General features: G+C 46.0%; 16 protein-coding genes. 7 read left to right on the top strand and 9 right to left on the bottom strand.

Annotated elements, in window-relative coordinates:
• Positions 1-33 precede the first annotated feature (33 nt).
• Together IPJ71_04700 and IPJ71_04695 are read right to left on the bottom strand one after the other, a co-directional pair.
• Entirely contained in the window at positions 34-777 is a 744-nt protein-coding gene (locus IPJ71_04700) for a hypothetical protein (protein ID MBK7842982.1), read from the bottom strand.
• 108 nt (positions 778-885) lie between these two features.
• On the bottom strand, positions 886-2,109 hold the full coding sequence (locus tag IPJ71_04695) for a hypothetical protein (protein ID MBK7842981.1): 1,224 nt from the start codon (positions 2,107-2,109) through the stop codon (positions 886-888).
• A gap of 111 nt (positions 2,110-2,220) precedes the next feature.
• Between IPJ71_04695 and IPJ71_04690 the strand changes: the two genes are divergently transcribed.
• From IPJ71_04690 to IPJ71_04680, 3 genes are all read left to right on the top strand, one after another.
• Entirely contained in the window at positions 2,221-3,222 is a 1,002-nt protein-coding gene (locus IPJ71_04690; GenBank protein ID MBK7842980.1) for a hypothetical protein, read from the top strand.
• Positions 3,223-3,267: 45 nt separating this feature from the next.
• Positions 3,268-4,479, top strand: coding sequence for a DUF1343 domain-containing protein (locus IPJ71_04685; protein ID MBK7842979.1), 1,212 nt, complete (start codon positions 3,268-3,270; stop codon positions 4,477-4,479).
• 116 nt (positions 4,480-4,595) lie between these two features.
• Positions 4,596-4,937, top strand: a complete 342-nt coding sequence (locus IPJ71_04680) for a hypothetical protein (GenBank protein MBK7842978.1) — start codon at positions 4,596-4,598, stop codon at positions 4,935-4,937.
• Here IPJ71_04680 and IPJ71_04675 read toward each other — a convergent pair.
• The 5 genes from IPJ71_04675 to IPJ71_04655 all read right to left on the bottom strand — a co-directional run bounded on the left by IPJ71_04675 (position 4,926) and on the right by IPJ71_04655 (position 9,212).
• Entirely contained in the window at positions 4,926-6,134 is a 1,209-nt protein-coding gene (locus tag IPJ71_04675) for a HAMP domain-containing histidine kinase (GenBank protein MBK7842977.1), read from the bottom strand. The two genes, IPJ71_04680 and IPJ71_04675, sit on opposite strands and share 12 nt — an antisense overlap.
• Before the next feature lie 2 nt (positions 6,135-6,136).
• Positions 6,137-7,027: an HDOD domain-containing protein gene (locus IPJ71_04670; protein MBK7842976.1), complete on the bottom strand. Its 891-nt coding sequence runs from the start codon at positions 7,025-7,027 to the stop codon at positions 6,137-6,139.
• Between the two features lie 26 nt (positions 7,028-7,053).
• Complete coding sequence (locus IPJ71_04665; protein MBK7842975.1) at positions 7,054-7,485, bottom strand: response regulator; 432 nt, start codon at positions 7,483-7,485, stop codon at positions 7,054-7,056.
• A gap of 102 nt (positions 7,486-7,587) precedes the next feature.
• A complete protein-coding gene (gene purE / locus IPJ71_04660; protein ID MBK7842974.1) occupies positions 7,588-8,112 on the bottom strand; it encodes a 5-(carboxyamino)imidazole ribonucleotide mutase in 525 nt (174 codons plus the stop codon).
• Complete coding sequence (locus tag IPJ71_04655) at positions 8,109-9,212, bottom strand: 5-(carboxyamino)imidazole ribonucleotide synthase (GenBank protein MBK7842973.1); 1,104 nt, start codon at positions 9,210-9,212, stop codon at positions 8,109-8,111. The genes purE and IPJ71_04655 overlap by 4 nt, the downstream gene beginning before the upstream one ends.
• A gap of 108 nt (positions 9,213-9,320) precedes the next feature.
• Here IPJ71_04655 and IPJ71_04650 point away from each other — a divergent pair, with 108 nt between their 5' ends.
• A complete protein-coding gene (locus IPJ71_04650) occupies positions 9,321-10,379 on the top strand; it encodes a tRNA-dihydrouridine synthase family protein (protein ID MBK7842972.1) in 1,059 nt (352 codons plus the stop codon).
• Between the two features lie 10 nt (positions 10,380-10,389).
• On the opposite strand, the gene grxC is transcribed toward IPJ71_04650, so the two are convergent.
• Entirely contained in the window at positions 10,390-10,644 is a 255-nt protein-coding gene (gene grxC / locus IPJ71_04645) for a glutaredoxin 3 (protein MBK7842971.1), read from the bottom strand.
• Between the two features lie 142 nt (positions 10,645-10,786).
• Here grxC and IPJ71_04640 point away from each other — a divergent pair, with 142 nt between their 5' ends.
• Positions 10,787-11,416 carry a class I SAM-dependent methyltransferase gene (locus tag IPJ71_04640; GenBank protein ID MBK7842970.1) on the top strand — a complete coding sequence of 210 codons (630 nt, stop codon included), beginning with the start codon at positions 10,787-10,789 and terminating at the stop codon, positions 11,414-11,416.
• Between the two features lie 43 nt (positions 11,417-11,459).
• On the opposite strand, the gene IPJ71_04635 is transcribed toward IPJ71_04640, so the two are convergent.
• The gene (locus IPJ71_04635) at positions 11,460-12,407 is read right to left on the bottom strand and encodes a tRNA-dihydrouridine synthase (GenBank protein MBK7842969.1); all 948 of its coding nucleotides are present in this window, start codon (positions 12,405-12,407) and stop codon (positions 11,460-11,462) included.
• Positions 12,408-12,645: 238 nt separating this feature from the next.
• On the opposite strand from IPJ71_04635, the gene fumC reads away from it, so the two are divergent.
• A complete protein-coding gene (gene fumC / locus IPJ71_04630; GenBank protein MBK7842968.1) occupies positions 12,646-14,034 on the top strand; it encodes a class II fumarate hydratase in 1,389 nt (462 codons plus the stop codon).
• A 17-nt stretch (positions 14,035-14,051) separates the two neighbouring features.
• Positions 14,052-14,603, top strand: a complete 552-nt coding sequence (locus IPJ71_04625) for a TIGR00730 family Rossman fold protein (GenBank protein ID MBK7842967.1) — start codon at positions 14,052-14,054, stop codon at positions 14,601-14,603.
• Positions 14,604-14,677 lie beyond the last annotated feature (74 nt).

Genomic DNA, 14,677 nt, shown 5'->3' with positions numbered 1-14,677 from the left:
ATTTAAATTCATTTCGATCTCATTCATGGACTCTTATTTACAGCCAGGACAGAGCTCCCAGATGTCTTTCATTCCAGACTCAACCAAGATATCAACCATTTGGATGCTGGTCGCCGTCGTCAAAATGCGTTCATGCAATTGGTTGACGAATATATCCAATTGGTGGATTTCTACACCATCATTATTGCCTTCTTCTATCTGGCGTATGAGAGACCACAGTTTCAATCCCCGAATCCCCTTCGCTGCCAATAATTCGCGCATGGCCCTCTGAAGTTGGGTCTCAAGATCAATGAAAAAATTATTTATCACGTAGATCGCATCAGTGTCAGTCGCCTCAGCAATAAGGCGCGTAATCTGTTCTTCAATGATAGGAAACACGATGTCCCGTATCGCGGGATCAACACTTGTCACCTCGCCATACCTAGCCCTATTTTGAGAAAGTCTAAGGAAAACAAGGCTCATACGATCAAGAGAATTTTCCTTAGATCTACGTAGCACATTGGCAGAGAATTCAATTTCTTCTCTCCACTCAGCGTTGGCTTCTTCTTCTGCCTTTTTCTGTAGTTTGGGAATGAGGCGGGCCCACCAGGAGAGTTGAACGAACGGTCTGCACCTAACCGATGTATTCCGATTTTTTAATTCCGTCTCTAACTTATTAAGGCCGTCAAAAATCATATCAACAGTGACGGCTTGGGCCAATGCACGCGGATGGGAGCTCAACAAGGAAAAAACCACGAAAGGGAAAAAAATGGGCTTTAAAAGATATCTCAATTTCATGATCCTTTTTAGATCGAGCTTTTGAGCCGGTGCCTTCGAGCTGAAATCCAGTCTCAGCGGGCTACCATGCTTCACTCTATGCGTCAAGCGATTATCGCAAAAGTAAGGTTAGTTGGGAATCGGCACTGAACCCCAATAGTAGCGAGGTGGCCTTTTGCTTTCTGCGGAATGCCCCAGGAGAGTGCAGCGCAGGACTGGGTGCTCCTTTTCCTTTTGGACGACAGAGTCCTGGCTTGGTTTTTTTAAACTGAGCTCAAAACGATGACCCCAGTTTTTCATTGATGCAGAGAAGTTTGAGTGTCTGGCGAGTCTGGCGATTCGAGGAATTTCGATGTCGTTGTAAAAGCAGTGCAGAGACCGAGGATCATGAACTCTTTTATTGATTTCAAAAGACAAAATTTCTTTTTCGAATTTCTGTGGGGCGTCCTGCAAGCGAAGGTTTAAGGGAAGCGAAAAAGCTCGTATTTCAAAGCCATTTTTTGTTTGTCCTTTGATCTGGCCGTAGTTATTGTTTATTGGAAATCGCGAAAGAAAAAGTTTATCACTTGCTTTTGATACGGCACCAGAGAAGTGATTGAATCCGGTTTTAAAGCCCAGACGCTCGATTTCTTTTCGAAAGCCTGAAACTTCGTTAATTGGGTAAGAAAAGGCAGTGATGGGCTGTCCCCAGAATGCTTCTAGTTTTTTGGTTTCGCTATCTACTTTGGATGGCAGAGAGGGGGCCTTCAGGCCAAAGGAGACGAGGGGATTTTTCCTGATACTTTCAAAGAATTCCCTGCTTGCTTGTAAACCCATTTCTGTGCTGTTGATGAAAATGAGAACGGGAATATTTTCCTTTTGGAGGTCAATCCAGGCCTCGGGGAGTGATTCGGACCAACCCTCAAAGAGAATGGCCACTTTTGGAATTCGAACTGAGGGCCTTGCAGAATCGTGCTGAATCTGTGGCAGACCAACAAATTCAAAACTGTGTTGCTTGAGGTATGATATTTGCTGCCGGAAGAGCTCGGGAGTTGTTGTTTTTGGATCAGTCAGTGAGCGATTGAAACGGTAATATCCAAGAAGCACCATACTATCCTGGTCGACAGGGACTGCGCTAGGGCTTCTCTCTGTATCTGAGCTTGCATAGGAAAACGGGGCTTGCCAGCTCCACTCCCTCGGAAACACTTCAGCCTGAGTCAGCAATTCTTTCGAAGAAAAGGTTTCTCTTTTTTCCAATAAAGAACATGAGACGAGGGGGATCAAGATGGAAATCATTTTCAGAAACATTTTTGCCGTGTGGCGCATTTGATCTCTTTTATGTCTCAACTTGGTCGGGTAACTCGAAATGCTCATTCGGGATTATTGATCGCAAACTCTTTAAATGGAATCATTGTTTATTTAAATTAACTCATGGGTGTTATTGGATAGACTTTGGGCTGATTTCTATGATTCACTTTTTCTACTATGAGAAAATATTTTTTTCGGCCTGTGTTTGGTTTTTGGTTTAAAAATGCATTCGCTTTTTTTCTGGGGTTGGTATTTGTCTTGACTGGCCTCTTTTTTGCTCAGGTTATTTTCGTGCGTTCCATGCGCAAGCCAACGAATCATGCGTCACAGGAAGTTGCCACAACGGAATATTCTGATACGACGTCGAGAACTTACGGTTGGATTGCGAAGCCAAACGTGAAGGCCACCGTGACTCGTTTTTTGGATCATTGGCCGATTTATGAATACACTCTCAGGACTGATAACTTTGGGCGTCGATTCGTCTTTCCGGTCAATGAGAAGCCGCAAAAAGACCAATTTCTGATTTATTTGGGTTGTTCGGCCATGTTCGGCCAAGGATTAGAGGATGAATCAACTCTCGATTATCAGCTAACGCGCCGACTGATGAAATACCAGTCCTACAATTACAGCGTTCCCGGCTACGGGTTGGGGCATGTGCTGGCACAAGCCCAAAACATAGACTTTGCAAGGCAAATTCCTCAACGACAGGGGCTAATTATTTATCTCTATCCTACCTTTCATATAGATCGCATGGTGGGGGGACTGGAGACGATCGACTGGGCAGGCGGTCTTCCTTATTTTAAACTTGAAGGAGATAAATTGGTCCGAGATGGCTTTGTGCATGAAAGGCGCTACATTTATGCAGCTGCAGAGCGGCTCTACAATAAGACTTTCTTGCGCAGGAGATTTAATTTGGCTTGGCCATTTCAGATTGATCGTGATGATCTGGAATTGGCTTGCAGGGCGATCAACGACGTGAAACAGAGAATTTTGAGTCAATTTGATAATTCGCGCTTTTTGTTGGTACTTCATCCCCATTCGATCGGTAAAGATATCAGTTTTTGCTTGGCAAAATATGGCGTCGAATGGCTCGATATGAGGGGAGCGTTTAGAGGATACCGGTTTCAGGACCTGGGTATAAAGGGGATGGTCATCCAACTGAACTTGCCAATAAGCTGACGGCTGAAGGAATTGCTCAGTACTTGAATAGTCGGGAGAAAAATCATGTTGGAACTCGGAATTGACCGGTTGCTTGAAGAGGCCAGTTTCATTCGTCTTTTGAAGGGACGTCGAGTTGGATTGGTGGCTCATCCAGCAAGCGTGACAGCGAATCTTTCTCACAGCCTAGAGGCCATGCTTCATCTTGGAGAATTTGACATTACCTGCGGGTTTGGTCCCCAGCATGGCATGAGAGGCGAAAAACAAGACAACATGATCGAAAGTGAAACTTACGTTGATAGCAGGGCGAACATTCCGATTTTTAGTCTTTACGGAGAATTGCGGCGTCCTTCGAAAGAGATGTTAGAGTATCTCGACGTGATCATCGTAGATCTTCAAGATGTGGGTTGCAGAATTTATACTTTTCTGACGACTCTGTTTTATTTGCTCGAAGAGGCCGCAGCTCACAAAAAGCAAATATGGGTTTTGGATCGTCCCAATCCGGCAGGACGCCCCATCGAGGGGCTAAAGTTAAAGAAGGGTTGGGAGAGCTTTGTGGGTTTAGCTCCCATGCCGATGCGGCACGGATTAACTTTGGGAGAGGCAGCAAAATGGTTTGTCCGCCACTCGCGCTTAGATGTGGATTTGAAAGTCGTTGAAATGAGAAACTATCGTATTTCTCAGATGCCGGGATTTGGGTGGCCAACGAATATTTCTTGGGTGAATCCGTCTCCTAATATGCCCAGGCTGACGACGGCGAGATCTTATGCGGGCACAGTATTGGTGGAGGGAACACAGCTTTCTGAGGGGAGAGGGACGACAATCCCTCTGGAAGTGTTTGGAGCTCCAGATATTGATGCTGAGAAAGTTCTAGGCGAAATGAAAAAACGTCACTCTCCGTGGTTGAGGGGTTGTGGCTTACGGCCCTGTTTTTTTGAGCCAACCTTTCATAAGCACAAGGGCAAATTGTGCTCAGGAATTCAAATTCACCCAGATTCTGTCTTTTACGATCATCTCAGCTTCCAGCCATTTCGTGTGGTCGCCCTATTTTTTAAGAGTCTTCGTCGTCTTTATCCGGATTATGACTTATGGCGTCAACCTCCTTATGAATATGAAGCCATCAAAAAGCCTATTGATATTTTGGCTGGAAGTCAGTTATTGAGAGAGTGGGTCGATGATCGAGAAGCAAATCCAGAGGATTTGGAGAAGTCTTTGTCGAAGGATGAAGCAGAGTGGCTGGAAGAGTCGAAGCCTTTTCATTTGTATGAGCAGAAGTGAAAGGGGTGCCATTGGCGAGGCAACTCTTTATAACTATAACAAGGCCAATTCGTGGCATTAGGGAAGGAATTGTGAGCGTGCCGAGAGCAGAAAGACCAGTCCAAATACCAAGGCCAATGAGTTTTCTTGTTTGTTTTGGGCTCATCTTGATTTTCAAAGTCAATCCGGTGGCTTTTGCTGAGGTGTCGCTTGAATCGACGGTAAATGAGCAGAGTGGGGGGCGAACTGAGTTTTTGTCGCGGGCTGCAGCCGGTCTTTCCGATGAAGTTCTCGACAGGTTGCTGAATCCGGCAACCCGTATGGAGGCTGCGATGGAGTTGTTGACCAGTGGGACCGGGTTTAACTTATGGCGCGTGAAAACTCTGATTAGGATCCTTTCTCGGGACTGCCGAAGGAGCTTGCTCTCGGGAGAGGAAGTCAATACCAACTCCAGAGAAATCGATTTGTCAGGCGGCTAGATCGCTAGCACTGATAGGGCGGCTCCGATAAAGATCCGGGGATAGTATTTTTTCCTTTGGAATGGTGATCCAAAAGACCGTTCCAACTTCCAGTTCGCTTTTTAGTTCAATTTTTCCGCCGAGAGCCTCCATAATGCGTTTGGTGATTGGCATTCCAAGGCCCGTGCCCTTGTGATGGAGGGCGAGTTTTCCAAGGGTCTCAAACTCGTTAAAGACTTTGTCGTGATCTTCGGGTGCAATTCCTTTTCCCGTATCTTCGATAAACAGTCGGGCAGTATTGCTATCTTGTTCTAACCATATTTTTACCTTACCTCCCTCTCGGTTGTATTTGATGGCATTTGTGATGATATTTGAGAAGACCTGCCGAAGTCGAATCTCATCGTAATAGCAGAAACACTGATCAATTCCGCAGGGGTCAAAATTAATCGAAATGTTTGATGTCTCTCCCATATTTACGAAAGACTCTGTTTGGGAAGAAACGAATTTAACCAAATCACAATGCTCAATGTATAGCTCTGTTTTTCCTGCCTGCATTTTGGCGAAATCCAGAATGTCGTTAACCAATGCGATAAGATTTTGACCTTGATCATATATGATGTCTGTAAATTCGGTTCTCTGTTCGTCGTTGTCATAAAGTCCGAGTTTAAGAATTTCAGCTGAGGCGACCATGGCAGAGAGAGGTGTTCGCAGCTCGTGTGTGGTTAGAGCTATAAATCGATTCTTAGCGAGATCCAATTCTTTGAGCTGTTGATTTTGCTTTAGGAGCTCTTCAAAGGCCGCCTTGATTTCAATTTGTTTGGCAGTGATATCCCTTTGTAGCTTTTTCTGTACCGTGATATCTTGAAACATAAGAGTGACGCAGGAGATATCATCAAAATGAATTATTTTGATTCCCAGGTTTGCGATAAATGTCATCTCATTTTGTTTGCGAATAGCAATATCTTGAAAGAGGCCCTCGTTTTTTAGCAGATCACTCGAGATGGCGCGAAATTCTGGTCGGACCTTCTCAGGAAAAATGGATTTGATTTCAAGTGAGCTTAAGTCAGCGGTCGGGGGGAATTCGATTAGATCTTTGGCAAGACGATTGGCGTAGACACACTTTTCGTCTGAGAGATTAAACACAAGGATGCCGAAAATCGCTTCCTCGGAAAGCGTTCTAAGAAGGTGCAAAATATTGCTTTCTGAAAGGTTTTGCAATGTTATGCCTCTCCGATCACTTTGATAAAATCCGATGCTTTTTCAAGGCTCTGCTTGATCTCCTTGATAAGTTCTTTAAGTCCTTCATGAGGATCAATAGCAAGTCTCTTAATGACTTCTCCAGGCAAGTTAAGAATTTTTGTGTGACCGCTATTCCCAAACTTCAAAGCATGAACAAGAAGATTGGCTAGGTAGATGACGTCTACAGTTTTGCTCAAATCAGCTGAGATCCCGCCTCGCATCTTTGGATTTTCTTGGTGGTGAAATTGCGCTCCTGCTTGTATTTGCTGGGGCAGACGCCATTTTTCGCCGAGGAGCTTTCCGATGTTTGTGTGTTCTGGAATACCCAAAAGCTTTTCTGCGTCCAAATAGGTAAGAGACTCGGCCTTGGCCTTCTGAGTGATTGAGACAAGCGAATCCTTGCTGATAGAAAGGAGTGCGACCTTTCCCATGTCGTGCACGAGTCCGCAAGTAAAAAGATCTGCTGGGATTGGCATTCGAATATTTTTTGCGATGGCTTCAGCAGCGATTCCAACACCGACGGAATGAGTCCAAAACTGGGTCAGATCAAACCCATTGGAATCTTTGACATCAAGAGCATTGATAATGGAAGCTGACAAAACCAACTGATGGACGGTATCAAATCCAATGTAGGCAATCGCACGAGCAAGATTGCTCACGCCTCCAGGGATCGCATAATAGGCCGAATTTACGAGTCTGAGAACTTTTGTGGTCAAACTCTGATCATTTTTCATAATGTCTTCCACATCGGATGTGGAAGACATGGGATCGCCGATGACTTGGCTCAATTCATAGACGATAGTGGGGAGAGTGGGAAGCTCATCTAGCTTTGATATGAGATAGTCTTGGCTTAGTTTTGGTGCTGCACCCATAATGCGCTTTCTTCTGTGTTTAAGACTTAGCTAGCAATCTGCGGAAATATCTTTGTTGGAAATAGCTCCTTCAATTTTGATGTGACCCGTTGGAAGGTGACTGGTTTCAATATATAGCCGTTTACATTTAGATTTTTTGCTTGCACGATGTAATCCTTGTCGGATACCGCCGTGATCAGCACGAACGGAACTTCTTTGCAGGAAGACTGCTCTCGAACACGCTTGAGGAGACCTATTCCATCCAGATTTGGCATCATAATATCTGATAAGATGGCCACTAGATTTATTTTGTTTTCTTTGAGATGCTTGTCCCAGGCCTCCTGGCCGTCCACGCACTCGATGACTTCGTAGTCGAGCTTTTTTAAAAGGTGAGCCAGTATCTTTCGGTTTGGAGGAGAGTCTTCAGCGATAAGGATGTATTCTTTGGTGCCGCTGTTTTCAGAAGCTGGCTCTGACATAAGATAGAACTCCTTGATTGAGATCACTCGATTGAACGGTTCTCTATCGGAGTAAAATATGAATTATTTGATCCTTGAGATTCAAATCTTAAGGATCCAGCTCTAGGTCTTGGGAGGGGTCTTTGCTTGACCTTTGGAGAGGTGATCGTTGGCTTTTTGAACTTTGCGCCTTTGTTTCCTTTCAAATTCTTTGAGCTTGTTTCTTAGTTTGTGACTGTGCAGCGCGAGAATCCGAACTGCCAAAAGTCCTGCGTTGTAGGAGTTATCAACGGCCATAGTGGCGACGGGAACTCCTTTTGGCATCTGGGCTATCGACAAAAGGGCATCGATGCCCTTCAGTTTTCCGACTTGTATGGGCACACCGATGACGGGCAGAGAAGTCAGTGATGCCACCATTCCAGGCAGATGGGCTGCGCCCCCGGCGCCGGCGATAATAATTTGAAAACCTCTTTGGTGGGCCTTACTCGCATAGGACTGCATATACTTTGGCGTGCGATGGGCCGAAACAATTCGGGTTTCAAATGTAACCCCGAATTCTAGCAGAGCATCTGCCGCACCTTGCATATTGGGTAAATCGGAGTCGCTACCCATGACAATAGCAACAGAAACTTTCTTTGTTTTTTTCATAAACTAAAATCCTTTTTCGCCTTAAGCACGGCTTTAAGAGCTTGGTTGGGCTTTTTCGCGAGACTGTTCAGGTGACCTAGTTTTCGACCAGGTCGGTTCTCGCTTTTGCCATACCAGTGGAGGGAGAGATGAGGGGAGAGGTCCCAATGAGGGGTTCCGGTTCCTTCACCGATAAGATTGAGCATGGCAAATCCGCCCTGCCGCAGTTCTGGATTTGCGATTTTCAACCCTGTGATGCATCTGAGGTGCAAGGAGAACTGATCAATGGACAGGGCGTCCAGGCTGTAGTGAGCACTGTTGTGAACGCGGGGGGCGATTTCGTTGACCAATAATTCATTCTGGCAGTCAAATAACTCAAAGGCGATAACCCCAATGTATTCTTCTTCCTTCAGAAGCGATTTGATTTTTCTCAATAGAGGCAAATATTTTTTATGTTTGACGGGTCCTTTGACCCAGAAACAGCGCTGGTCTTTTTGATGGGATTCAACAAGAGGGAGAACTGCAAATTTTCCCTGAGTGGATCTGCCCACAAGAGTTGCCAATTCTCTCTTAAATGAGACTTTTTCTTCTGCAATGAAGCCGTCATGGGCTTGCCCAAAGAGTTCGTGGTAAGGCTCAAGAGAGTCTTTTGGATTTAAAATATAGGTACCGTAGCCATCGTATCCAAATCGGCGTTTTTTTAATACCAAACCTTTGGAAAATCTGTGAGTTGCCTGTTTCAAGTCATCAAAGCAATTCACTGAGACAAAGGGAGCTGTTGGGATTCTGTGCTTTAAAAGCCAATTCTTTTGCGTCAGGCGATCTTGAAGAAGGTCAATAAGTTCTGGTTTCGGTTCAATCCGACAGTTTGTCTGTTTTTGAAGGCGTGCGAGGAGGCTTCCATTCATGAACTCGCTTTCAAATGTGACCACGTCGAGTTCTTTCATGAATCTGACAATATCCTCCTCCTTATTTGGATTTCCATCAGCCCAGTGGCGAGTGACCTGGGCTGCGGGATCATCGGCCTTTGGGCAAAGGACATGCATTTCCAAGCCCATCTTTTGGCCCTGCTGAACGAGCATTCTGGCCAGTTGTCCCCCACCGAGTATTCCAAGCCTCACAGTCTGTTTCCCCTTTCCTGGTGAGAGCGTTCTCTCGTCTTAAAGAGAAAAGGTCAAGCTTTGCCGCTGAGCTTGCCTTTCGCGACTCCTTCGAGTTAATTGACGCAGATGAACCTAGAGAGTCGAAAATTTCCCACATCTGCCACTCAGCTCAATTTTCCCATGTTGCTGGCCCCAATGGTTGGACTGTCTCACATAGGTTTGCGTCTATTGGTCCGTCGATATTGGCCCACCGGTGCGAAGTCCATTTGGCCAACTGAAATGCTTAACAGTCGCCGTCTGCCAAATGAAAAACTGGGACAGACGCCTGAAACCTTCCGCAGCCCATTTGAACTTGATATTTGCCCGCAGATTTTGGGCAACGAAGAAAAACCAATTTTTGATTCGATTCGGTTCTTAGAAGATTGGGGGGCCATTGGAATAGATATCAACATGGGTTGCCCTGTTCAAAAGGCCCTCAAACACAACTATGGCGTCGCATTGATGGGAGATCTGGATTATGCAGCTCGAGTCACGAATATTGCAACCCGCGCCAGTCGATTGCCTGTGAGTGTTAAATTGAGAGCTGGTCATCAAAATGACATTGAGTATCTGTCTCGCTTCGTTCGGAAGCTCGAGGAGTCTGGCGCATCCTGGTTGACCTTGCATCCGCGCACAAGCGAACAAAAGCGGCGCGGTCGGGCGGACTGGAGTCAAATTCGCCAAGTGAGAGCTCAGGTGGCGATTCCAGTGTTCGGAAATGGCGACATTCAAGTGGTGGATGACGTGGAGCGAATGCTCAGCGAAACACAATGCGATGCTGTCATGGTCGGTCGGGCGATGACAGCTCGTCCCTGGATGGCTTGGCAGCTGGGAGAGCGTCTTAGGTTTCAACCCCCAGCATCCTTTCCCGGTCGTTCTGCTCCGTCAGGGGCATGGGAAGAGGGAGAAGAGATGGGACATTCCCTCAATTATTTCGTTGATGTCATGGAAGAGTATTTTCCTGAAAACTTGGGAGTGAGAAAAATCCAGTTCTTCATTCGTCATTGCCATGTCTGGCTCGAGTATGGCCACGTTCTTTTTTCTCTCTCAACTCGGGCAAAATCTTATCTTGAACTCAAGCAGGCAATTGCGAAATTCTTCAATGTGCCGCAAAAAATGATGTCTTATACAGAATTAAGAAATTGAAGGCGTCTCGTCAGAGGCCCAGAAGTCCGTCGAGCTTTCCCTCTGAATCCAGTTGGGAGAGGTCGCTGAAGCCGCCAATGAGCTTATCACTAATAAAAATTTGGGGTACAGTTTTCATTCCGGTTCGCGCGCGAAGCTCGGCGAGTTCTTGGTCCTTTCCGTCAAGATTGATTTCTTCAAAAGAAACTCCCTTGCTCTTTAAGAGGTTCTTGGCACGAACACAGTAGGGACAGACTGTCCAAGTATAAATCACGACGGGTGACATGATTTCCTGCTTTCTATTTTCTTGAGTTCCATTTTACTTGAATTGAGCCCACGTAAAAGGAACTTGAATTTGAATTCTCTAGAATTTGATATAAAACCAGTTTATCTCATTATGCAAATCTAAAAAGTGAAAAGTTTGTCAGATGAAACGAAATGATGTGTGCCCGCTTTGCTGTTCGTTGAAAGTTGAGCTTTTTGTTGAGATCCAAAAAGGTTCCCAAAGATTCTATTTTCAATGTAAGGAATGCGAATTGGTATTTTTGGATTCTGCACTTCATTTCGCTCCGGCCGATGAGAAAGCCCGATATTTGAATCATCAAAACGATCCCCGAGATCTAAGGTACAAAGAATTCTTACAAAAGATGGTTCAACCTCTTCTTGATGCGAAATCCTCATCAGGGAGTCGGATTCTTGATTATGGCTGTGGCCCAACAAGAGGCATAGCCGAGATTTGGGGAAATCAGTTTTTAATTGATTCCTATGATCCATTTTTTTTTCCAAACCTGAATGATAAAGAATCCCAATATGATTATATTGTTTGTTCCGAGGCCGCTGAACACTTTTATCATCCAGATAAAGAGTGGAGTCGGATGGCTCGTTTAATTAAACCCAGAGGGAAGGTCTTTCTCCGAACGGGCTTACGTCCCATCCTCGCATCGGACTTTCGAGATTGGTATTATCATCGCGATCCGACGCATGTTTGTTTTTACTCCTGTCAGACCGTCGCTTGGTTGGAGCGAAACTATTTGATCGAAATAACTATTTTGCAATGATCATCTTCCTGCAAGAACGCTCTCTCGCTCAGAACGCTCATCGTTAACAGGAATGGAGTTTTTCTTCTGCCGACTCCAGCTTTGATAAAGCTTTTACCTCCTGAAACAGATGTTGCGCTGTTGGATATGTGAGCGCCAGTTGCCGCAGCCATTGCTTTGTCTTGCAGAGGGCATAATGCTCACTGAATTCATTTTTATATCGGTTAATCATTGGAAGAAACCATTGGTGGTTAAAGATCTTCCAGTCCATGGGCGCTGCGGATTCATTTTTTTCAAAGGCCTTTATTTGGAGGGCTAAGTCCGGTCGTGCAATGAGGGGACGGCCTATCGCAAACAGATTGCAGCCAGAAACTAATTTGCAACGATTGTAATCTTCCAGATTCCAAATATCGCCATTTGCCAGAACGGGAATTTTTATGGCTTCTCTCATTTTTGAAATATATTCCCAATGTGCCGGTGGACGATAGAGCTCAGCTCGAGTGCGAGCATGGATTGTGAGGGATTGAGCTCCTCCGTCGCAGACTGCACTCGCGATTTGGATAGCAAATTCCTTGTGGTCAAATCCCAGACGGACTTTCGCTGTGACGGGAATGGATCTGGGCACCGCCTGGCGAACAGCGTTCACAACTTTGAAGAGGCGATTGGGATCTTTGAGGAGGGAGGCTCCTCCATCATGGCGATTCACGGTTTTTGCGGGACAGCCAAAATTAAGGTCAATTCCAAGCGCCCCAATGCCAACCGCTTTTTGTGCGTTGAGGGCCATTGTTTCTGGATGGCTTCCCAGGAGCTGCACGAAGACCGGAACGCCAGTCTTCGTGGCTCCCTTGTGGAGAAGTTCTGGGCAGTATCGGTAAAAGACATGGTCGGGAAGTTCTCTGTCAGTGACTCTCACGAATTCTGTTGTGCATTGATCAACTCCTCCAATTCGAGTGAGCAGATCGCGCACGATGTGATCAACAACACCTTCCATCGGGGCTAGTCCAATAAAGATCACAACAAAACCTCTGTTAAACTCGGTTCTCAGATCAAGGGGAGAGAAATCAGGTTTGGCAGAAAAACTCTCCTTTCGTCGAAGAATTCATTTGCCCGAGAAATCCAATTTTTTCAAACAGTTTGGGCACTGCGCTAGAGATGAAAATGGCTGCTTTAAAAGGAATTTTCTATTACTTTAGAGAAGCGGGGTCAATGTGTTCCGCTGTAGAAAAGATTTAATTCGTGGAGGATGGCCGGTGCAGGTTCGCGTAGAAAAAGATAGCCTGGGTGAAATTGAAGTCCCCGCAGATCGACTTTGGGGAGCTCAGACTCAGAGGTCCATCGAAAATTTTAAAATTGGGGGAGACCGTTTCCCTCGTGAAATGATCAGAGCCTTGGGAATTTTAAAAAAGTCGGCGGCGAAGGCAAACAGTGATCTGGGCCTTTTAGACAAGGGCAAAGCTGACGCGATCATCAGGGCTTCCAATGAAGTCATAGAGGGGGTGTTAGACGAACACTTTCCTCTTGTTGTGTGGCAGACGGGAAGCGGCACCCAGACGAATATGAATAGCAATGAGGTCATTGCCAATCGTGCGATGCAATTAAGCGGTGCCGGCATCGGCTCGAAGGGAATTCATCCCAACGATGACGTGAATAAGGCACAGTCCTCAAATGACACATTCCCAACGGCCATGCATATTGCGGTGGCAGAACGAAGTTATCGGTATCTGATTCCAATGCTCAAAAAGTTGCGCGAGGTCACGCAGGCCAAGTGCAAAGAATTTGGTGATATCGTTAAAATTGGGCGGACTCATCTGATGGATGCGACGCCCCTGACCTTGGGTCAGGAATTTTCTGGATACGTTGCCCAACTGGATTATTCGATTGAGCGAATTGAAGGCTCAATGAAAAGGGTTTTGGACCTCGCCTTAGGTGGTACAGCCGTGGGTACGGGACTGAACACACATCCTGAATTTGCTGATAGGGCCGTGGCGTATATTGCAGAAGAGACCCAGATGCCCTTCAGGTGTGCTCCAAATAAGTTTGAAGCTCTTGCCGCCCACGATGCCTTGGTTCAGATGAGTGGTTCGCTCAAAACGGTCGCCGTTAGCCTTATGAAGATTGCAAGTGACATTCGCCTTCTTGGCAGCGGTCCTCGATGTGGCATAGGCGAATTGATTCTTCCTGCCAATGAGCCAGGCAGCTCAATCATGCCTGGAAAGGTAAATCCCACTCAATGTGAGGCAATGACCATGGTGGCGGCACAGGTGATAGGCAACGATGCGGCTGTGACAGTTGGGGGCTGCAATGGCCATTTTGAACTCAACGTATTTAAGCCTTTGATTCTGTTTAATGTTCTCAACTCCATCCGCCTCATGGGTGATGCCTGCGACAGCTTTGCAGAGCATTGCATGAAGGGGATTGCGGCCAATAGGGCTCAGATTAAAAAACACTTGGATAACTCACTCATGTTGGTCACGGCATTGAATCCGCACATTGGCTACGATAATGCGGCGAAGATTGCAAAGAGTGCCTTTGTTAACAATTCAACGCTCAGAGATGAAGCCATTCGTCTTGGTTTTCTTGATGGTGCTAAATTTGATGAGGTTGTTCGTCCCGAGTTAATGATAGGGCCAAAAAAATAAATGGAAGTACATCGGTTATGAGTTCGGTTTGTGTTTTTTGTTCGGCCAGTGAAACAGCGAGCCCCTTTTTTTTCGCTGAGATTGAAATATTGGGGAAGTTGCTGGCTGAGGAAGGCATTGATGTCTGGTGTGGGGGAGCATCCGTTGGGCTGATGGGTCGCTTGGCCGATGGAGTGGTTAAAGCGGGTGGACGTGTGAGGGGTGTCATGCCGCGTGTTTTCCAGACGAAAGAGATGGTCTATCCTGGTCTCACTGAGATGATTTACGTTGACACTTTGGTCGAGCGAAAAAGAGTGATGCTAGAGAGTGCTGATGCATTTATTGGATTTCCCGGAGGAGTGGGAACTCTTGATGAAATAATGGAAGTCATGGCTCACAGGCAATTGGGTCTTTCGGATAAGCCTTTGATTATGGTTAACACCCTGGATTTTTGGCGGAGCTTTTTGGATTGTCTGGTTGATATGCAGCAACAGCACATGATTCCTGTGGCTATTGAGGAGCTCTGCACGGTCGTGGATCAGCCTCAGGAAGTCATAAAGGTTTTGCGAAGTCATCGATTGGTCGATTGACGGGTGATGATGATGGGCTGAGTAAATGCCTTTTGAGCAGTTTGAGCAGGTGGTGCCGGTTTAATTGATGTGGC

The sequence above is a fragment of the Bdellovibrionales bacterium genome (assembly GCA_016714165.1).
Taxonomy (GTDB): Bacteria; Bdellovibrionota; Bdellovibrionia; order Bdellovibrionales; family UBA1609; genus JADJVA01.
The sequence above is the reverse complement of the archived record's forward strand: the minus strand, read 5'-3'. Positions and strand labels throughout refer to the sequence as shown.